19 protein-coding genes and 1 riboswitch are annotated in these 19,539 nt (G+C 51.3%); of the genes, 6 read left to right on the forward strand and 13 right to left on the reverse strand.

The window, feature by feature from the left end; genetic code table 11:
* Positions 1 to 94 precede the first annotated feature (94 nt).
* Positions 95 to 433 (forward strand): SdpI family protein, encoded by a 339-nt coding sequence (locus tag EG028_RS04115; RefSeq protein ID WP_162946311.1) that lies wholly within the window; start codon positions 95 to 97, stop codon positions 431 to 433.
* On the opposite strand, the gene EG028_RS04120 is transcribed toward EG028_RS04115, so the two are convergent.
* The 3 genes from EG028_RS04120 to EG028_RS04130 form a co-directional block, all read right to left on the reverse strand.
* Positions 417 to 1,349 carry a phosphodiester glycosidase family protein gene (locus EG028_RS04120; RefSeq protein ID WP_162946309.1) on the reverse strand — a complete coding sequence of 311 codons (933 nt, stop codon included), beginning with the start codon at positions 1,347 to 1,349 and terminating at the stop codon, positions 417 to 419. The two genes, EG028_RS04115 and EG028_RS04120, sit on opposite strands and share 17 nt — an antisense overlap.
* A gap of 203 nt (positions 1,350 to 1,552) precedes the next feature.
* Complete coding sequence (gene lipA / locus EG028_RS04125; protein WP_120515470.1) at positions 1,553 to 2,449, reverse strand: lipoyl synthase; 897 nt, start codon at positions 2,447 to 2,449, stop codon at positions 1,553 to 1,555.
* Between the two features lie 27 nt (positions 2,450 to 2,476).
* Positions 2,477 to 3,277, reverse strand: a complete 801-nt coding sequence (locus EG028_RS04130) for a hypothetical protein (RefSeq protein ID WP_123864550.1) — start codon at positions 3,275 to 3,277, stop codon at positions 2,477 to 2,479.
* Between the two features lie 194 nt (positions 3,278 to 3,471).
* Between EG028_RS04130 and EG028_RS04135 the strand changes: the two genes are divergently transcribed.
* Complete coding sequence (locus EG028_RS04135) at positions 3,472 to 3,879, forward strand: OsmC family protein (RefSeq protein WP_120515677.1); 408 nt, start codon at positions 3,472 to 3,474, stop codon at positions 3,877 to 3,879.
* Between the two features lie 311 nt (positions 3,880 to 4,190).
* Here EG028_RS04135 and EG028_RS04140 read toward each other — a convergent pair whose 3' ends face one another.
* Positions 4,191 to 5,525 carry a DUF2851 family protein gene (locus EG028_RS04140; protein WP_120515467.1) on the reverse strand — a complete coding sequence of 445 codons (1,335 nt, stop codon included), beginning with the start codon at positions 5,523 to 5,525 and terminating at the stop codon, positions 4,191 to 4,193.
* Between the two features lie 119 nt (positions 5,526 to 5,644).
* Positions 5,645 to 5,755, forward strand: a riboswitch (SAM riboswitch).
* Positions 5,756 to 6,136: 381 nt separating this feature from the next.
* Between EG028_RS04140 and EG028_RS04145 the strand changes: the two genes are divergently transcribed.
* Entirely contained in the window at positions 6,137 to 7,315 is a 1,179-nt protein-coding gene (locus EG028_RS04145; protein WP_120515465.1) for a trans-sulfuration enzyme family protein, read from the forward strand.
* A gap of 3 nt (positions 7,316 to 7,318) precedes the next feature.
* Positions 7,319 to 8,509: a homoserine dehydrogenase gene (locus EG028_RS04150; RefSeq protein ID WP_120515464.1), complete on the forward strand. Its 1,191-nt coding sequence runs from the start codon at positions 7,319 to 7,321 to the stop codon at positions 8,507 to 8,509.
* A gap of 55 nt (positions 8,510 to 8,564) precedes the next feature.
* Here EG028_RS04150 and EG028_RS04155 read toward each other — a convergent pair whose 3' ends face one another.
* The 6 genes from EG028_RS04155 to EG028_RS04180 form a co-directional block, all read right to left on the reverse strand.
* Positions 8,565 to 9,407 (reverse strand): membrane lipoprotein lipid attachment site-containing protein, encoded by an 843-nt coding sequence (locus EG028_RS04155; RefSeq protein WP_120515463.1) that lies wholly within the window; start codon positions 9,405 to 9,407, stop codon positions 8,565 to 8,567.
* Positions 9,408 to 9,448: 41 nt separating this feature from the next.
* A complete protein-coding gene (locus EG028_RS04160) occupies positions 9,449 to 10,255 on the reverse strand; it encodes a hypothetical protein (RefSeq protein WP_120515462.1) in 807 nt (268 codons plus the stop codon).
* Positions 10,256 to 10,393: 138 nt separating this feature from the next.
* Complete coding sequence (locus tag EG028_RS04165) at positions 10,394 to 10,963, reverse strand: Maf family protein (protein ID WP_120515461.1); 570 nt, start codon at positions 10,961 to 10,963, stop codon at positions 10,394 to 10,396.
* Positions 10,964 to 11,908 (reverse strand): geranylgeranylglycerol-phosphate geranylgeranyltransferase, encoded by a 945-nt coding sequence (locus EG028_RS04170; protein ID WP_120515460.1) that lies wholly within the window; start codon positions 11,906 to 11,908, stop codon positions 10,964 to 10,966. It lies immediately after the preceding gene.
* 23 nt (positions 11,909 to 11,931) lie between these two features.
* The gene (locus EG028_RS04175) at positions 11,932 to 12,453 is read right to left on the reverse strand and encodes a KdsC family phosphatase (protein WP_120515459.1); all 522 of its coding nucleotides are present in this window, start codon (positions 12,451 to 12,453) and stop codon (positions 11,932 to 11,934) included.
* Between the two features lie 71 nt (positions 12,454 to 12,524).
* Complete coding sequence (locus EG028_RS04180) at positions 12,525 to 13,286, reverse strand: Rossmann-like and DUF2520 domain-containing protein (protein ID WP_162946307.1); 762 nt, start codon at positions 13,284 to 13,286, stop codon at positions 12,525 to 12,527.
* A 265-nt stretch (positions 13,287 to 13,551) separates the two neighbouring features.
* On the opposite strand from EG028_RS04180, the gene topA reads away from it, so the two are divergent.
* Together topA and EG028_RS04190 are read left to right on the forward strand one after the other, a co-directional pair.
* Entirely contained in the window at positions 13,552 to 15,903 is a 2,352-nt protein-coding gene (topA, locus tag EG028_RS04185; RefSeq protein WP_120515457.1) for a type I DNA topoisomerase, read from the forward strand.
* A gap of 87 nt (positions 15,904 to 15,990) precedes the next feature.
* Positions 15,991 to 16,860: a transglutaminase-like domain-containing protein gene (locus tag EG028_RS04190; RefSeq protein WP_120515456.1), complete on the forward strand. Its 870-nt coding sequence runs from the start codon at positions 15,991 to 15,993 to the stop codon at positions 16,858 to 16,860.
* 103 nt (positions 16,861 to 16,963) lie between these two features.
* Here EG028_RS04190 and EG028_RS04195 read toward each other — a convergent pair whose 3' ends face one another.
* The 3 genes from EG028_RS04195 to prmA all read right to left on the reverse strand — a co-directional run bounded on the left by EG028_RS04195 (position 16,964) and on the right by prmA (position 19,524).
* On the reverse strand, positions 16,964 to 17,767 hold the full coding sequence (locus EG028_RS04195) for a M48 family metallopeptidase (protein WP_120515455.1): 804 nt from the start codon (positions 17,765 to 17,767) through the stop codon (positions 16,964 to 16,966).
* 160 nt (positions 17,768 to 17,927) lie between these two features.
* Positions 17,928 to 18,584, reverse strand: coding sequence for a glycerol-3-phosphate 1-O-acyltransferase PlsY (gene plsY / locus EG028_RS04200; protein ID WP_120515454.1), 657 nt, complete (start codon positions 18,582 to 18,584; stop codon positions 17,928 to 17,930).
* A gap of 118 nt (positions 18,585 to 18,702) precedes the next feature.
* The gene (prmA, locus tag EG028_RS04205) at positions 18,703 to 19,524 is read right to left on the reverse strand and encodes a 50S ribosomal protein L11 methyltransferase (protein WP_120515453.1); all 822 of its coding nucleotides are present in this window, start codon (positions 19,522 to 19,524) and stop codon (positions 18,703 to 18,705) included.
* Positions 19,525 to 19,539: the final 15 nt, after the last annotated feature.

A 19,539-nucleotide genomic window follows, 5' to 3' on the forward strand; every position in this document is an offset into this window, starting at 1 on the left:
TGGTATCATACGATGCCACGCTTTTTTTATGAATAGCATTATATACAGCCCCTTTTGTAATGCCAGTTTGTTAGTCGGATTACTGTTCCTTTTTATGGGATTTATGATCCGGAAATACCCGCCACGCAGCATAAAAACATGGTACGGTTACCGCACTTTCTCGTCCACGATCAATGAGGATACCTGGTACGAAGCTAACCAGTATGCTGCTTATATTTCACGTTGTATGGCGTATATCCTGATCCCTTTCGGACTGCTGATGGCATTTATCTTTAAGACACAGACGGACGTTTTTCTTTATCTCACCATCACCCCTGTGATCTTCTGCGCGCTGCTGCTCACCGGCCTTACAGAATGGCACCTGCTCCAGGAGTTTGACGAAGACGGGCAAAAACGCGTTAAAACAGGCAAAAAAACTAACCCTTCCGCCTGATCACCAGTACCGCGGGCACAGGGCGCTGCCCGGCCGCATCGGAAGGTTTGATGGTATTGAGATGGTTCACGTACAGCGCGGATGATCCGCCGCCGTCCAGGTTCAGCGCTTCCACGCATTGGAGGCTGGTGAATATGTCCGCCAGCTGCTGTAAGGTTGCGCCTTCGGCCACTCCTTTGTTTCTTCCTTCCACTACCAGCAATATCACTTTCCCATCCGCTCGGTAACCCACGGCGGACCTGGGATGAAAATCCTTTACGCCTCCCATGCGCTCTTCGCTCATGGTCACATGCGCACGGCCGTCCTGCACCAGCACGGGGCCTCCTCCTACAGCTTCTTTCATTTTCCAGCGGTGAGCGCCCCGGGGGTATTTTTTACCGGGCTGGCGGTACACGGTGTCCGTTCCGTTGATCTCCGGCGTAACGGGCACGTCGTAGGCGTAAGGCGTGTTTTTCTCACCCACGTTGTATACCCATGCCACATCGGGCCTGTTCCTGCGGCTGAGGCCGAAAGCGCCACGGGTGGTGTATATCGTGCGGTGAGGATTGGGGATCGATTTCGGGTTTACGTCTATCACTTTCCCGTTCTGCACCACGACATTGAGGCTGCGATTGGTCTGGAAGGAGAAAAAAGTGGTGTTGATCACCGCGAGCACGGAAGGGCCTTCCAGGCTGTCGTATTGCGCGGGCGTGAGGCGTTTGCCATTACCGGAGCGCACGACGGTTTCGATCTGTGGGTCCGCCGGGTCAAATTCGAGATAAAAAGCCCGGAAGGGTTTGCCATCCAGCGAATCTTTGGTTTCAAACACCTGCATACCGGCGGGAAGGCCTTCGCTGTGCGCCGCGGAGCGTTGCCAGCTGAGTTGTGCCTGGGCCGCTGCGGGAAGCATGGCTAATAGGATCAATACACGTTTCATGGGCAGAAAAATAGGGAATCGGGAGGAGAATTCAGATGGCCGGGGGAGGAAATAATAGATAAATAAAAGAGCGTGCCTGCTGCTCATAGCAGGATGTACGTATTATTTCAAACTGAAACCGGCATGGCAAAAGGAAGCTGCTTACAACAAAAAGCCCGGAACCATTGGCTCCGGGCTGTATTTACAAACAAGTTATCATCGGTTTATTTCCTGCCGCTGAAGATGTGTTTTTCAGCGTGGTAAGATGATCTTACCAGCGGGCCGGCTTCCACATAATCCAGGCCCATACCATAACCGATCTCCCGCAGTTCCGCAAACTCATCCGGGTGCACAAAACGGATCACGGGAAGGTGTTTGGGAGTGGGCTGAAGGTACTGGCCGAGGGTTACCACATCACAACCATTGTCGCAGAGGTCCTGCATGGCCTGCACTACTTCTTCCTTGGTTTCGCCAAGGCCCAGCATGATACCGCTCTTGGTGCGCATACCACCTTCTTTCAGGCGGCGGATCACTTCGAGGCTACGGTGGTATTTAGCCTGGATACGCACCTGTTTGGTCATCCTTTCCACTGTTTCCAGGTTGTGGCTCACTACTTCAGGCGCGACTTCTATTATCCTGTCCAGGTTTTCCCAGATGCCCCTGAAGTCGGGGATGAGGGTTTCCATGGTGGTTTCCGGATTGAGGGCGCGTACGGCCTTGATGGTGTTTGCCCAGATAATGGAGCCGCCGTCTTTCAGTTCATCCCTGTCCACAGATGTGATTACCGCATGTTTTACTTTCATGAGGTAAATGGCTTCGGCTACGCGCTGGGGTTCATCCCAGTCCACGGCTTCGGGCCTTCCGGTGGCTACGGCGCAAAATCCGCAGCTGCGTGTGCATATATTTCCAAGGATCATGAAAGTGGCCGTACCGGCTCCCCAGCATTCGCCCATATTGGGGCAATTGCCGCTTTCACAGATGGTATGAAGTTTATGGGTATCTACCAGGTTTCTGACCTGTCTGTAATTCTCTCCGATCGGCAGTTTAACACGAAGCCAGTCGGGCTTTTTCACTCTCTGCGCAGCCGGTTCGCCGGCAGCGATTACGGGTAGTTCTTGCATCGCAAATCCTTTCTTTAAGGTACAAAGTTACTTATTCCAGCGTTTTCCCAGCTGTATTCCTACATAAGCATTGAAAAAGAACGACTTACCCTCCTGATCGACCATGATTTGTACCTTTTTGGTATAGTATTCGGCGTTGATGCCCACTTCAAGGGCAGAGATTACGTCGTTAAAACGGGCCCAGTCGAACCGGAAGCCTGTTTTTGCATGCAGGCCCGGGGTGATGCTCAGTTCTCCCCATCCTTTGCCAAAACCGCCGGCGCCATAAATGTGGTCGCGGTTCAGGAAGTCATCCCTCACTTCATCTGAGTATTTCACGATCTTCCGGGAGTTGGGATCGCCGGAGTCATTAGTGAGCTCCAGGTAATATGGCTTGATAAGCCCCGCGGATACGCCGCCGTAGTAGATGTAGTTCACTTCCACCCCGTTTTTGTTGCCTTTGCCGCCGATCAGCCTTTTCTGGCCGATGCCCAGCTTAGCCTGGTAAAAGTTATTCATTTTACCGTATACGAAGGGAGTGCTGCTGATATAGAAACCGCCGCCGGCAGGGATCATCCTGGAAGAACGATCCTGTTTGCCGTCTCTTTTCTCGGAAAACTCAAATTGAAAATAGTTGATCTTGCTGGCGGTTTTGCGGAAGCCCATTTCGAGGAAACCCGTCCAGCCGTCTGTATTGAGGCGTGCGCCGCCGGAGAATTCCCTGTTGAAGAGATTGTCCCCTTCCTCTATTTCCCTGAACAGCGAAATCTTCCGCAGCCTTTTCTGTTCCCGTTCTTCTTTTTTGGAAGGCTTGTCGGTATTCTGGGCATAGAGCGTTATGGAAGCCATCAAGAGCAGTAAGAGTACATTGATTTTTTTCACCGTGTTGCGCAATTATAATTTATTAAACGCCTGATTATGATTTATGTTTTATTCCTATACAAACATACAGAAATAAGTTGGTAGTTACCTGCCCCGGCACCCCGTCCAAAGGCGGGATGATTTATAAAAATACGCTTATTTTACATGCAAAATCAATAACCATGGAAACTGCAACGATCATTTATAACGGCGAACTCAGAACAACGGCTACACACGTCCGCTCCGGGACGGAAATCAATACAGACGCCCCGGTGGACAACAACGGCAAAGGCGAGCGGTTTTCCCCCACCGACCTGGTGGCGACGTCCCTTGGGTCCTGCATGCTCACCATTATGGGCATCAAAGCCCGGGACAAAGGATGGAAAATAGAGGGCACCAAAGTAAGCGTGGAAAAGGTCATGGGTACTGAGCCCCGCCGTATAACGGGCATCAATATCCGTTTCGATTTCCCTTCCGGCCACGGCCTCGAAGATAAAGACCGCAAGATCCTCGAAAATGCCGCTTATACCTGCCCGGTGGCAGAAAGCATCCACCCGGATATCAAACAGAACGTCACTTTCAATTATTAACTCCATCAGAATATCCAAATTTGCAAAAAAAGAACTGAGCAATGTCTTTCAGGGCAGTAGGCACAGCTTTTTTTGCAAATTTGGATATTCTGATTCCGCCCCCCTGTAATGCGGGCTTTTTTAGGCGTTTTTCTGTTACGGGATATATCCCTAATCATCAAAAACATTCCCCTTTCCCTGCCCTTCTCCAAAATCCAGCCACTGACAAACATATTTTTTCAGACAAAGGAACGCTGATCGTGAATTTTCAAAAAAAGCTGTGCCCGCTGCCCTGAAATACACATCCCAGTTCTTTTTTTGAAAATTCACGATCAACGTTCCGCCCCCCATAGCTGGTCCTCTTCGTCTTCGCGGCATACATTGATATCATCTCCCAGCAGGCTTTTCCCCACTTTGCATTCCAGGCACCGTTTTGCATCGCAATAACATTGTTTGAGCTGTAACAGGCTTTGCGAGTCTGTGGCAGTAATGGAAGGTACTTTTTCTTCGGCCCAACCGCGGATGATGCGGTTGTTTTCGGCGGGGATATTATCCAGCAGGTCCAGGGCGCGCTGCTGGTATTGCGGGAGCCGCATGTGTTTGCCGTAAAGGTACAGGAGCGGAACCACGGTGTTGATCATGATGTGGTGCAGGATATGCCTGCCCGGGGCTGCGGTGCTTACAGAAGGTACATCCAGCCGGTAGTGATACTGCCAGTACGGCGATGGGCCGGCCTCCAATAGTTTTTCCAGGGCGGGGATATCTTCCGTGTCCAGCAGGCGGGAGAAAAGGTGCGGGGTATTATGTAATACGGCCGCAAAATGTGCGATCCGGAGGCTGGGAAATGAAGTGGGGCGCATCCTGAGCCATTGCCAGCGGTGTGCGGGCATTGATTGCAGACCATGTTTATGCTGCAGGAAGCGGTATTCCGATTGAAGTTCTTTCGGATAAGTGTCCTGGAAGGCGGTTTCCAGCATACCGGCCTGGCCGAACAGCAGGGCTTCCAGGCGCTGGCGGTATGGGCGGGTGCGGGCCAGCAGCATAAAAGGGATGGACTGGAACAATTCCAGGAAGGCGGCGGTATTCACCGGCATGCCATATCCCTGCGCCATGGCCCGGGTGCATACTTCTTCCCAGTTGAAGCGGGTTTGCTCCAGCCAGTTGCGGAAAACTTCCGTTTTACGTGCCAGCCTTTCTTCGATAAGCCGGGGCGTCCATCTTTCCCATACCTCTTCGGGCACGCGGTGCAGCAGCGGTGCGCAGGGCACGAAGGCGGTGTGGTCCATCAGGTGGCGGTAGCGGCGGAGCAGGATCTTCGGGATGCGGCGCTGCAACTCCAGGACAGGAATGCCCTGCGGTGGCCCGGGAAGGTCATGTTCAAACACTACATGGAGGATCACGTTGTGATACCTGGGGTTGTGCTGGTGCCCGTGACGGCGCCAGTCCGAAGTGCGGTAATGCAATTCGACGTTCCCGGCCCATTCCATACCGGCGATGCGCAGGCGGGCGGCGGTAAAGTCCGGGCCGCCGTCGCGGTTGAGTTGACCGGGATTGAGGATGGTAACGGGCTCACCGGTGACGGTGGCCAGGCCAAAGGGGTCGAAATGCCCGGACAGCCAGATGTACTGGAGCAAAGCCTCCGAGCAGAGCGGGTTAACAGACAACATAAAAAAGTATTACTTTCGGTTAATAAATTACTATAAAAATTAGTAAAAATCGAAATTACCAGAAGGTATTTGGAAAATTGACGTTTCTGCCATTACCTTTGCGCACAGTTCTTAAACATCACTTATCCAGAAAGGCAGAGGGTACTGGCCCTGCGAAGCCTTAGCAACCAATTCCACCGGCAGGTGGGAAAAAGGTGCTAATTCCGGCCCCGGAAGGGGAAAGATAAGTTGGCAGAGATTTACATTTTGCAAACATCACCATATTTGCGAAAGCTCTTCCAACCCCGGAAGGGCTTTTTTTATTTCCATCTGATATAAGCTGAGTTTTTTGAATCACATTTGTTTAGTGAACAATACCGGCGCGTCCGTTTCGTAAAAACATTGACCAACCATGCAGTCGGGCTTTTTGCGGGACTGCATCTCGCCCGGATAAAAAACAAACTGATGACACCGAGCTTTTGCGAGGTAAAATCTGGCCCGGATAAGCAATACACTGATGACACCGAGCAGGGGCGAGGTTACATCTGACATTTTTAAAAAACTGAACTATTCCAGATGACACCGAGCGAAGGGAGGTGCCATGTGACAATTGAAATTCAAATTATGACCACATGAAACCATCTACACAACTGATCCACAGCATACCGGTGGATGAATTGACCGGGGCTATCTCCGTGCCTATCTACCAAACGTCCACGTTTGTGCAGGAAAGCCCGGGGATAAACAAGGGGTTTGAATTTTCGCGGGCCAATAATCCCACGCGGAAAGTGCTGGAAGACCTGATCTGCAGCCTGGAAGACGGGTATGCCGGTTTTGCTTTCGCCAGCGGCATGAGCGCCATAGACGCTGTGCTGAAGCTGCTGAAAACCGGTGATGAGATCATGGCGGTGGAAGACACCTACGGCGGCATCTTTTCCATCTTCAACAGTATGTTCGAGCGGTTCGGCATCAAGGTGAACTTTGTGGATATGAGCGATACCGACAAAGTGCTGGAGAAGATCACGAACAAAACGAAGATCATCTGGCTGGAATCGCCGACCAATCCCACGTTGAAAATATCAGACATCAAGTCCATCAGCAAGATCGCCAAACAGCACAACATCCTGCTGGTGGTGGACAATACCTTCAGCACTCCCCTGCTGCAAAAGCCCATCCCGCTGGGAGCGGACGTCATCATACACAGCGCCTCCAAGTACCTTGCGGGCCATACCGACGTGATCGCAGGCCTCGTAGTGGTGAATTCCAAAACGCTGGCGGACCAGCTTAAGTTCAACCAGAACATTTCCGGCAGCATTCTCAGCCCCTTCGAAGCCTGGCTTACCATCCGCGGCATCGAAACGCTGAGCCTCAGGCTGGAAAAACAGTGCGCGAACGCCATGGCCATCGCAAGCTGGCTGGCGGAACACCCGGCGGTGGATAAAGTATTTTATCCCGGCCTGGCCACGCACAAAAACCATCACATCGCACGCAAACAACAAAAAGGATATGGCGGCATGGTCAGCTTTTCCCTCAAGGAAGACCAGATCAAAAGCGCCATCCGCATCGTCAATACCACCAAACTGTTTAAACTGGCGGAAAGTTTCGGCGGCGTAAAAAGTATGCTGAACCATCCCGCTACGATGACGCACCGGAACATCCCCGAGGATTTCCGCCGCAAGGCCGGCCTCCAGGAATCCTGCATCCGCCTCTCCGTAGGCATCGAAGACGCGGAAGATCTGATCAATGACCTGAAACAAGCATTGGATAAATTAAACCAGCCTATCGGCAAACAAATTACTGTACTGCAATAAACTATGGAAAAGAAGAACATCAATCTCGGCATCTTCGGTTTTGGCTGTGTGGGCCAGGGACTGTACGAAGTGCTGAACCGTACCAAAGGTATCAACGCAAGGATCAAAAAAATCTGTATCAAAGACCCGAACAAACCCCGTCCGATAGACATGAGCTATTTCACGACGGACCCGAATGATATCCTGAACGATCCCACCATCGATGTTGTGGTGGAACTTATCAACGATACGGAAGCCGCTTTCCAGATCGTAAGCACCGCACTGAAAAACGGCAAAGCCGTGGTAAGCGCCAGCAAACGTATGATCGCAGAAAACCTGCCCGCCCTTTACCAGCTGCAGGTGGAAAACAAAGTGCCTTTCCTCTACGAAGCATCCAGCTGCGCCAGTATTCCCATCATCCGCAACCTCGAAGAATACTACGACAACGATCTGCTGAATGCCGTGGAAGGCATCTGCAACGGCAGCACCAATTATATCCTCACCAAAATATTCGAAGAGAACCTCAGCTTTGAAACCGCGCTGCAACAGGCGCAGGACCTCGGCTTCGCGGAAACCGACCCTACCCTGGACGTGGAAGGCTACGATCCTAAGTTTAAGATCGTGATCCTGCTGCTGCACGCTTTCGGCACTTTTGTGAAACCGGAAGAGGTGTTCAACTTCGGTATCAATCACCTGAACGATTTCGATATCCAGTTTGCACGCCAGCGCAACTGCACCATCAAACTGATCGGCAACTGCCGCCGGCAGAACGGATCGGTGAACGCATACGTACTGCCCCACCTCATCCGCGAGCACAACCTGCTCTACGATGTATACAACGAGTATAACGGCATACTGCTGGAGAGCGCGTTTACGGACAAACAGTTCTTCGTAGGCAAAGGCGCGGGCGGCACCGCCACCGGCAGCGCAGTACTCAGCGACATTTCCGCGCTGCTGTACAACTACCGTTACGAATACAAAAAGATCAAACAATCCAACCAGCCGACTTTCACGAACGACGTACAGCTGAAAGTATACGTGCGTTATAAAACGCCGGACCAGGTGGACCTTGCGGAATTCTACAATATCTCTGAAAAGTACGAATCGCCGGACTGCCGCTACGTGGTAGGCACCATCAACCTGGAGAAGCTGAAAGAAGCGGAATGGTTGAGGAACAAAGAAGTCAACCTGCTCGTCCTGGAGCATGAAGCATAATAAAAAAGGTGGTCAACGTGACCACCTTTTTATTTTATTGTCATTCTTTAACCCATTATTTCTTCGCGTATTTAAATACCAGGCCCGCTGTATAGGAGCTATTGAGCGTTGTACCGCTAAATGACTCCATCAGGTTGCTCATCGTAGCCAGGGCATTACGTTCATTGTAGGTATAAGTCACCGTACGTACTTTCCGGAAGGTAGTACCTGCCTCCGTCATCTCCACTTTCGTCACGTTATTGGCGCTCAGGTGCTCAAAGGAAATGTTGTCTGATTTCCAGACATACTCATCTTTCAATGAGTTGCTGAAATAGTTGGGCCTGTCGCCATAAGTGTATACTTCAGTTTCATCCAAAATGAAATTGCCGTTCGAAATACGGTACATTTCCACTTTGGTCACGTTTCCACCGGTCCAGGTGAGTATGTATTTTTTGTTGTTGTACTCAGGCTGTATGTTGTAGATGGAATGCATTTCTATCACTTTGCCGGCCGCATTGTAGTAGAGGGTGTCGTAAGAATGGATCTCCGCGCTGGTTGGTGTGTTGTACGACCAGTTTTTCACCTTGGATAATACGCCGTTCTTATAGTCGTAGCTATTCCTCAGTTCTACAGGGTCACCGCCGTCTTTTTCGTTGATCTCGCTGAGTTTGCCACCCTGGTAAGTCATGTAGCTATAAAAAGTATCCATATCGTTTTTATACCAGTCTTTCACTTCTTTCACGGTGCTGTCTGCATTATAAAAAATACGGATAAAGGAAGTGTCCTGCTCGTCGGAAAACTTGGAATCGTAACCGCTGAGATACCAGACATCCTGGGGTGGTTCCGGTGTGGGGTTGTCGTTGTCGGAGCATGCGGCGAGCATTGCAAGAGCCGTCAGGCTAAGCATGATTTTTTTCATGATAGGGCAGGTTGAATTTTAATTATAGGAATTGGATATGTTTACTTAAGCACCGCATACTCCAGCCTCAACGTGCGGCTGATGACCTGGTTATTTTCCTTGTCATCCTTCACGATCTTAACTTCTGCCGGGTATCCCTGCTCGTTGTAGGCCGTGGTATAGTTCGTGACATAAAGCAGCACGCCGCTGCCGGCGGCTTTCTGTTCATCTTTAGTCACTGCATTGGTGCTGAGGTGGGAGAAGTTATGTTTTTCGTAGCGCAGGAGAAAATCCGCTTTGAAGGCATGCTGGTAGCCGGTCTTTTCGGTATTATAGGTATAAGTGTTCACCACGGTGGGTATTTCCGTTGTGCCGTTTACGAGGAAGAACTCCGCTTTGTTCACGTTATTCCCGTTCCAGGTGAGCTTGTACACACCACCGCGCACGCCGCCGGATATTTCATGGTATTCGGCCAGTTTATCGTTCACATACACCAGGGAGTCTTTATCGGTGACGATCAGCTGCCCGTTGTTGTCCAGGTTGTAATATTCAACCGCCGCGAGCCTGTTGCCGCTGTAGACAAACTTCCGGTCCGTGCGTTTGCCGGCGAGGGTGAAATATTTGAATTCGGAAAGGCCTTTTTCGTTATAGCTCACTTCGAAAGAATCCGCGGTATTACCAACCCAGTCTGCAAACTGCGTGATCAGCGCGTCTTCGTTGTGTTTAAAGACCATGGAATCGTTTTCCGCCTTTACCCGTGTTACCACGTATGTGTCGTGCGGCAGCTCGGGTGTGGTCTTGTCATCGTTATTTTTGGAACATCCGTATAAAATGGTCAGGAGCGCAAAGCCCAGCAGCGCTTTTTTCATAGTATCTGGTATTGAAAATTTCCGGTTTATCTGAAATGGCAACGTTCCGTTTCTCCAGGCTTAACAGGTAAGGGTACGGTCAACAATATTGCATTACACATGCAAATATAAACAATAAATTTATAATGTGTAGGAATTTTACAATCTTGATAAGCGCTCTGCCACCTGGCTGACGGGCAGGCCCATGACGTTATAAAAACAGCCGTTGATGCGGTCTATGCCCACCGCCCCTATCCATTCCTGGATGGCATAGGCCCCGGCTTTGTCGTAAGGCTGGTAATGATCCACGTAGTAGGCGATCTGCTCCGCGGTGAGCGGTTTAAAATGCACCTCGGTGGTCTGGCTGAAGGCCTGTTCGGAACCGTTGTACAGGATCACCACGCCCGTGATCACTTCGTGTATGCGTCCGCTGAGGGCGGTAAGTATGCTGATGGCATCAGCCCGGTCCGTGGGTTTGCCGATGATCCGCCCGTCCAGCACCACGATCGTGTCCGCGGCCACGATCACATCGTTTTCCGTGTATAACGCCTTTACTGCCAGCGCCTTTTGCCGTGCAATAAACACGGGTACTTCGGGGATGGCCATCTCTTCAGGGAAGGTTTCTTCCGCCTCGCTCACTTTTACCTGGAACGGGATGCCGGCCTGCTCGAGCAATTGCCGCCTGCGCGGGCTCTGGGAAGCCAGTATCACGGGTTTGCCTGTATACATTTACAACATGATTTTGAAAAAGATCATGGAAAGGATGCCGGTGAGCATCACAATCTTGATCCATGTGCTGATCTGGTGATATTGTTCCGGCTGGAAGGCTCCGGCCAGGGGCTTTTGTACTTTGAGGCCCAGCGGCAGTGATACAAATACGGCAATGTAGGCCACCGCCGCGTACCAGCCTTTGATGGCCGTTGCGATCATGATCACGGCCAGCAGCAGCTGCAGGGCCCAGGTGAGCATGAGGGTAAAATGTTTCGCTTTTTTCACGCCCCATACGATGGGCAGGGTGCGGCAGCCGTCTTTGCTGTCGCCGATCATGTCTTCCATGTCTTTTATGATCTCCCGTATCATGGACAGCAAAAAGGCGAAGAGGGCGTAGATACCGATGATCTGGATGAGCCTGCGGCCCGCGTAGGAAAGGATGGCGGCAAAACTTTCATAGATCTGTTTTTCGTAGAAACCCACTACCACTACGCTCAGCGCGGTCAGTATGGATATCACCACGTTGCCTATCAGCACCTGCCGTTTGAAGGAGGTGGAATAAAACCATAGCAGCAGGGTACAGAGCACCTGTACGAAACCCAGGTAAAACTGCCCGATCTGGAAAGCCACCAGGAACCCGAGGGATACCCCGGTCATATTTAATATGGTATGCCAGGCCATAGCCCAGCGCCGGTTGATGATCTTGTCCACCACCATTTTCTCCGGTTTGTTCACCAGGTCTATATTGATGTCAAAATAATCGTTGATGATATAACCGCCGGCCGCCACCAGTACGGTGGAGATGCACAGCATGAGGAAGTGCGGGAATGAAAGCGAGGGCACAGACCCGCTGTTTTGCAGCACGGGCTCCACCACGCAGTATTGCAGCAGGAATTGCGTGAGCGCAATATAGATCAGGTTCGGATACCTGACCATTCTGAAAAACGCCGCGAGTAAACTCATAAAGTTCAAATAGGTAATAATAATTATCTGGAAGCCACGCCTTCGTCCATCAGCCAGTGGTCATTGAGTTTCAGCACTTTTTCTATCACATCCCGCACGCAGCCTTCGCCGCCCTTTTCGGGGGAAATGTACCGGCTGATGCTTTTGATCTCCGGCGCAGCGTCCGAAGGGCAGGTGGGCAGGCCCGTGAGTTGCATCACGCGGTAGTCCGGGATATCGTCTCCCATATACAGCACTTCGTCCCACTTCAGGCCGTGGATCATCACGTATTCCTCCAGTTTATTCGCTTTGTCTGTGATGGCCGTGTATACATCTTTGATGCCCAGGCCGTTCAGCCGGCTGATCACGCTTTCCGACCGGCCGCCGGAAATGATGGCTACACGGTAGCCCATCTTCACGGCCAGTTGAAGCGCATACCCGTCGCGGATGTTCATTTTCCGGCTTTGCTCCCCGTTGGGCAGCAGCTGTACGGTGCCGTCCGTCAATACGCCGTCCACGTCAAATACAAAAGTGCGGATGCGGGTGAATAGTTCCAAAACGTTCATGACTATTGTTTCTCACTGACGGGTTCAGGGTCAGTGTGCGCAAAAATATCGGTTAATCATGACACCGCCAATCATTTGTGGAACTGGTGGATACTTTCGCTGAGCAGCGGGTAGATCTGCGCCATGGAAGGGTAATTGGTGAGCAGGGACTCATGCAGGGCCATGGTCCGCTCGTCGTTGCGGATGGCCGGGCCGGTCTGCATACTTTCGGGCGGGTACTTGTCCAGCCGCTGGAACGTTTCCCGGATAATGGGGGCCAGCAGGGAGAAGTCCCTCCCCTCCTGCTCGCAATAGAATTTGGCGAGGGCAATGAGGTGATTGGTAAAATTGTTGCAGAATACGGCGCCCAGGTGCATCTGGAGGCGCTGCTGGGAGTTCACTACGGAAATGGATGCACTGATGCTCTGGCTGAGGGCCATCAGGCGTTTGAGCACTTCATCGTTTGCGGCTTCCAGCAGCAAAGGTATTTCGGGGTAGTTTTTACTTTCTTTCCGGATGCTCTGGAGGGGGTACATCACCCCGGTGTTCACCGAAATGCGGGAGATCGCATCCATGGGCACCGCCCCGGCGGTATGTACCACAATACGCCGGCCCAGCCTCAGCTGGTCGTTCAGCTCCACGATCACATCGTCCCCTACGGCCAGCAGGTACACGTCCGCCTCCATATCTATATCTATCAGGTCATCCGACGGTTCGGCATGCAGCTGCTCCGCCAGTTCCCGGGCATGTTCCTTGTTACGGCTGATCACCTGTTTTACATGATGGCCGTGCAGTTTCATTAAATGACCGAAACAATGCGCCACATTGCCTGCTCCTATAATAACTATGTCCATGATATGATTTTTGTATGCCCGGAACCTACAAGGTCCCAATTCCATGCCAACCGGCACAAAACATGGTTTTAATTTAACATGTAATATTACTGTCTTTCCGCCAATGGGAGATAATTATAATTAATACACGGTCGTTGCCTGCTGGATATCAAGTATTTAAGGGATTCTATTTTTTATATCAACCTACTTTTATATACTTGCACAAATCGGATTTATAACTTTTGTGCAAATTTTTGCGTAATCTTCGAAATAAAAGCAGGCGTTCATGGCTAAAAATCTCGTGATTGTTGAGTCCCCGGCAAAGGCAAAAACTATCGAAAAAATATTAGGTAAAGACTTTGAGGTTAAATCTTGTTTCGGTCATATCCGCGATCTTGAAAAGGACGATATGGGTATTGACATTAAGAACAACTTTAAACCCAAGTATATAATACCGGAAGACAAGGAAAAGGTTGTAAAGGAACTCAAAAAAGTAGCGAAAGACTCCGACGAGGTTTGGCTGGCAACGGATGAGGACCGGGAAGGGGAAGCCATATCCTGGCACCTCGCCGAGGTATTGGGCCTGGACCCGAAAACCACCAAACGCATTGTATTTCACGAAATTACGAAGCCTGCCATCGAAAGAGCCGTACGGGAGCCCCGCCTCCTGGACATGAACCTCGTGAACGCCCAGCAGGCCCGCCGTATCCTGGACCGTATCGTTGGTTTCGAGCTCAGCCCGGTGCTCTGGAGGAAGATGAGCATGCGCAACTCACTCTCCGCCGGCCGTGTACAATCCGTAGCCGTAAGACTGATCGTGGAACGCGAGCGTGAGATCAACTCCTTTGCCACCACCAGCAGCTTTAAGGTAGAAGCGTTTTTCCTGGCCAAAGACATCCAGGGCCGCACCATTACCTTCAAAGCGGAAGGCCCCGGCCGCTTCAAAACCGCCGAAGACGCTGAAACATTCCTCCAGCAATGCGTAGGCGCCGCCTATACCGTAAAGGATATCACGGTAAAACCGGGTAAAAAATCACCCGCCGCACCGTTCACCACCTCCACCCTTCAGCAGGAAGCCAGCCGCAAGCTGGGCTACAGCGTGTCCAAAACGATGCTGCTGGCGCAGAAACTGTATGAAAGCGGGCAGATCACCTACATGCGTACAGACTCCGTGAACCTCTCGGAAACCGCCATGGGGGAGATCAGCAAAGCCATCAATACCAATTACGGCGAACGTTATTTCCAGAGCCGTAAATACAAAAATAAAAACGAAAACGCGCAGGAAGCCCACGAAGCCATCCGCCCCACCTACATGGAAAATTCCACCGTAGATGATTCGGATCTGAAACGCCTGTACGAACTGATCTGGAAACGTACCATCGCCAGCCAGATGGCCGATGCGGAACTGGAAAAGACCATCGCCAAGATCGGCATCTCCACTAATAATGAGGAGCTGACCGCCAGCGGTGAAGTACTGAAGTTCGACGGCTTCCTGAAAGTATATATGGAAGGCCGCGACGAGGAAGATGAAGGCGATGAAGAACAGGAAGGCGTGCTGCCCCCCCTCACAGTGAAACAAACGCTGGACCTGAAGGAAATGAAAGCCACCGAGCGTTTCACCCGCGCCGCCCCCCGATATACGGAGGCGAGCCTCGTGAAAAAACTCGAAGAGCTGGGCATCGGCCGCCCGTCCACCTACGCGCCCACGATCACTACCGTCCAGAAGCGCGGGTATGTGGAGAAACGCGATAAAGAAGGCGTAAAAAGGGACTTCCGTATCCTTAGCCTCAAAAATGACCAGATCACGAAAGTGACCGAACAGGAAAACACCGGCGCGGAGAAATCCAAGCTGTTCCCCACGGACCTGGGCATGCTGGTGACGGACTTCCTGAAACAATACTTTGAGCGCGTAATGGACTACGGATTCACCGCCAGGATCGAAGAAGAGTTTGACGAAATCGCCAACGGCAAAAAGAAATGGAACATCATGCTCCACGACTTCTATGATCCTTTCCATCAGAACGTGGAAGAGACGCTGGAAAAAGCCGAGCGTGTGAAAGGCGAGCGCCTCCTTGGCCAGGACCCGACGTCAGGCAAGCCCGTAACGGCCCGTATGGGACGGTTTGGGCCCATGGTGCAGATCGGTACGGTAGAAGATGAGGAAAAACCCCGCTTTGCCAAACTGAAGCAGACGCAGAGTATTGAGACCATCTCCATGGAAGAAGCGATGGACCTGTTCCGCCTGCCGCGCAACATCGGCCTGTTCGAAGGCACGGACGTGCTGGTGAACATCGGAAGGTTCGGCCCCTATGCGCAGCACGATAAAAAATTCTATTCCCTCAAAAAGGAAATGGACCCGTATACTGTAGAGCTGGAAGAAGTGGCGCCGCTGATCGCGGAGAAACGCACGGCGAAAGACGAGCGTACCATCAAGGTGTTTGAAAAAGAAAAGATACAGGTGCTGAAAGGGCCTTACGGTCCGTATCTGAAGGTGGGCCTGAGGAATTACAAACTGCCGAAAGACAAACAGGAAACTGCGGCGGATATTACAGTAGAAGAAGCAAAAGCCATTATCGAAGAGCTGAAAGCCAATCCGCCGAAGAAAAAAGCGCCTCCCCGCAAAAAGAAAGCAGAGTAAAGAATATACAGAAATAATTGAAGAATTGCAAACATTCATTATCGATTTACAATTCGTAAATTGATAACATAAACCTAACTGAATCCATTGCACGAAACGAGGGAAATAAACGCGTTGTTCCATTTGCTGGACGATCCTGACCAGGAAGTATTTGATACGGTGGCCAGCAAGATCCTCCTTTTCGGGAAAGACATCATACCAAACCTGGAGCACCTCTGGGAAACGACCTATGATGAATCCATCCAGGAAAGGATAGAGCTGCTCATCCACCGCGTGCATTACCAGGACCTCCAGGAGGCTGTGCGCATCTGGGGGAAGAACGGATCGCAGGAACTGATGCAGGGCGCCATTCTGGCCGCCAGGTACCAATACCCGGACCTTTCCGCCACACAGGTGAATACCGAAATAGACCGCATCAAAAGGAATATATGGCTGGAGCTGAATAATTATCTCACCCCGCTCGAACAGATCAATGTGCTGAACAGCATGATCTATAATTATTTCGGGCTGAAAGGCGAGGAAGTTTCCTACCAGCGTAAGAACCAGTTTTTCATCAACCAGGTGATCGAAGGCAAAAAAGGAAATCCCGTTACCAACGGCATCATCTACCAGGCCCTATGCGCCATGCTGGACCTGCCGGTGTACGCGGTGAACATCCCCCGCCAGTTTATCCTCGCCTACTTCGATACTTTCTACGATTTCACGGAGCCCGCGGACCCGGGGGATTACCGCATCCTCTTTTTCATAGATCCCATCCAGGGGCAGATCTATACCCAGCAGGACGTGGAAACATACTTCAAAAGGGTGAACGTGCCCGCGCTGCCGGCATATTACAAGCCGCAGAGCAACCAGCGCATCATACAGTTCCTGATGGAGGAAATGGCCAAATGTTTCCGCAACGACAAGGAACAGTACAAATACGATGAGCTGATCAATCTTTCACAGATACTGGAATAAAACCAGGAGATCATATTCCCGCCGCTTGCATCAAAGCCGGCAAAAAGAAAAGGGGCCGCCTTCATGGAAAGCGGCCCCTTTTTCGTTTGTATACTGTTACAGATTATTTCTGGGTAGCATAATATTTCATCGCCTCCGGCATCAGGTTCTGCAATTGTTGGATGCGTTTTTCGTCGCTGGGGTGCGTGCTGAGCAGTTCCGGTGGCTTCTGACCGCCGCCTGCGCTGGCCATACGCTGCCAGAAAGGAATGGCTTCCTGGGGATTGTAACCGGCCATTGCCATAAAGATCACACCCAGGTGATCCGCTTCCAGCTCGTTCTGGCGGCCATAAGCCATCAGCCCAAGCGGTCCGCCCACGCCTACCGCCTGCATGAACACGTTCTGCGCCTGCGGGTTTTTGTTGAGCGCCACGGCGCCTGCTATCTGGATGCCCTGGGCTACCAGGCCCTGGCTCATCCTCTCGTTGCCATGACGGGCAATGGCATGCGCAATCTCATGCCCCATTACCACGGCGAGCGCCGTTTCATTCTGGGTTACGGGAAGCAGGCCGGTATATACCACTACTTTACCGCCGGGCATACACCAGGCGTTCACGGCTTTATCGTTCACCAGGTTAAACTCCCATTTGTAGCTGGCGATATCGTTGCCAAGGCCCTTCTGGTTCATATACGTGGTTACAGCCCGCGCAATGCGGCCGCCCACCCTTTGCACCATTTCGGCGTCTTTGCTGGAGTTGGGTGATATCGCTTTGTTCTGGGAAAGGAAAGACTGGTATTCCTGTACGGCCATGCTCTGCATCTGGCTTTCGGGAATGAGGTTTAACTGGCTTCTGCCGGTGATGGGTACTCTCGAACAAGCGAACAGCAGCCCCGATCCGGCAATGAATAACAATGCGACTTTTTTCATCGGTTAATATTTAGAAGAATAGATGGTTTTCCCGCAAACTGCCGTAAGGCGCTATTTGCTGCGGCGAATTTACCACTTTCCTCAAACAGTGCAATCGTTGTGCCGGATTTGAACAACAGGAAAGCCGGAAGCCCCGTAAAATGATGATAAGGAAATACGTTTAGTAAGAAGGATTATTCTCACCGTCCTTGCCTCCCTTGCGGTTCTTGAAGATGGGCACTTTGGATTCGTTGCCCCTGAACAGGCGGACAATATTTTTCTGGTGCGTCAATACCACCATCAAAGCCACAGCGATGGCAAAAATGCGGTAAAACACCTCCTGCTCCCTGAAAATAAAGAGGATGAGTACAGGGAAAGCAATGCTGGCGATGATGGAGCTCAGCGAAACATACCTGGTCAGGAAAAGGATCATGAGGAATACGCCTACGCAGCACAGGGCTACCAGCGGCTGTATGGCGAGCACCATCCCGAACAGGGTGGCGATGCCTTTACCCCCGCGGAAATTGGCCCATATCGGGAAGATGTGGCCTACAACGGCTGCAAGGCCAAGCCCTACCTGGAGATTGATAAGTTGCTCTGGTGAATCATAGGCGGGAATGAGATAAGAAAGCCTCACTGCAAGAACGCCCTTCAGCATATCCACCACCATTACGAAAGTGCCGGCTTTGGGACCGAGCACCCTGAAGGTGTTGGTTGCGCCGGCGTTACCGGAACCATGCTCGCGGATATCGATACCGAAAACTCCTTTGCTGACCCAAACAGCCGTCGCAAAAGAGCCTATCAGATAGGCGCCAATTAAAAGCAATAATTCTGTCATCACAATAAGTTAGAGTGCTAAGATAGTAAATAAACTGTTAATAAGGATACAAATTTAACAGCAATGTTAAGGCAATTACTCGTAAATCAGCAATTAAAATATGTAATTTTTTTCCACATTAACCGGCGGTAAACGACAGCGCCAGCCAGTGCTCTCTCTCTGCCTTCTTATCCAGGGCAAGTCCATTTTCCCCGGCGGCCTTAACAATTGCAGGTTCGTCTATCTGCAATATACCACTCAAAACCAATATTCCATGCATTTTGAGGATTCTTTTCATGTGGTTCATATTGGCCAGCAGGATATTGCGGTTGATGTTCGCCAGCACGATGTCGTAACTCCCTCCTTCCAGCGATTCCAGGTGATCTTCGCGCCAGATATTCACCGCTCCCGCCCCATTGGCGTCCGCGTTTTCCAGTGCATTTTCCACCGCCCAGGTATCGTTGTCGATGGCATCTATCCGGGCGGCCCCCAGTTTCTCCGCCAATATCGCCAGGATGCCGGTGCCCGTTCCGAAATCGAATACACGTTTGCCTTTGAAGTCCATCCCTTCCATCAGTTTGATCACGGAATAGGTGGTGGCATGATGCCCCGTACCAAAAGACATTTTAGGCGTGATCACGATCTCGTGTTTCACCTGCCCCTGCAAGGATGCATGAAAACCCGCGCGGATGCCGCAGAAATCATCCACCAGCACCGGCTGGAAATTACTTTCCCATACAGCGTTCCAGTTTGCCTGCGCAATGGTCTCTTTCGTATAGTCCAGGCCGTGAGAGCCCAGCATGCCGGTAATGGTATTTTCGTCAAACTGCTCTTCGGGAATATAGGCTATGAGCTGGTCTCCGTTTTCTTCAAACCCTTCGTACCCAACATCTGCCAGTTGGGCGATGAGTATATCCTTTATTTCAGAGGGCGCGGATATGGTGATCGCGATATGTGACATGGGCGCAAGATAAAT

The sequence above is a fragment of the Chitinophaga barathri genome (assembly GCF_003807585.1).
Lineage (GTDB): Bacteria > Bacteroidota > Bacteroidia > Chitinophagales > Chitinophagaceae > Chitinophaga > Chitinophaga barathri.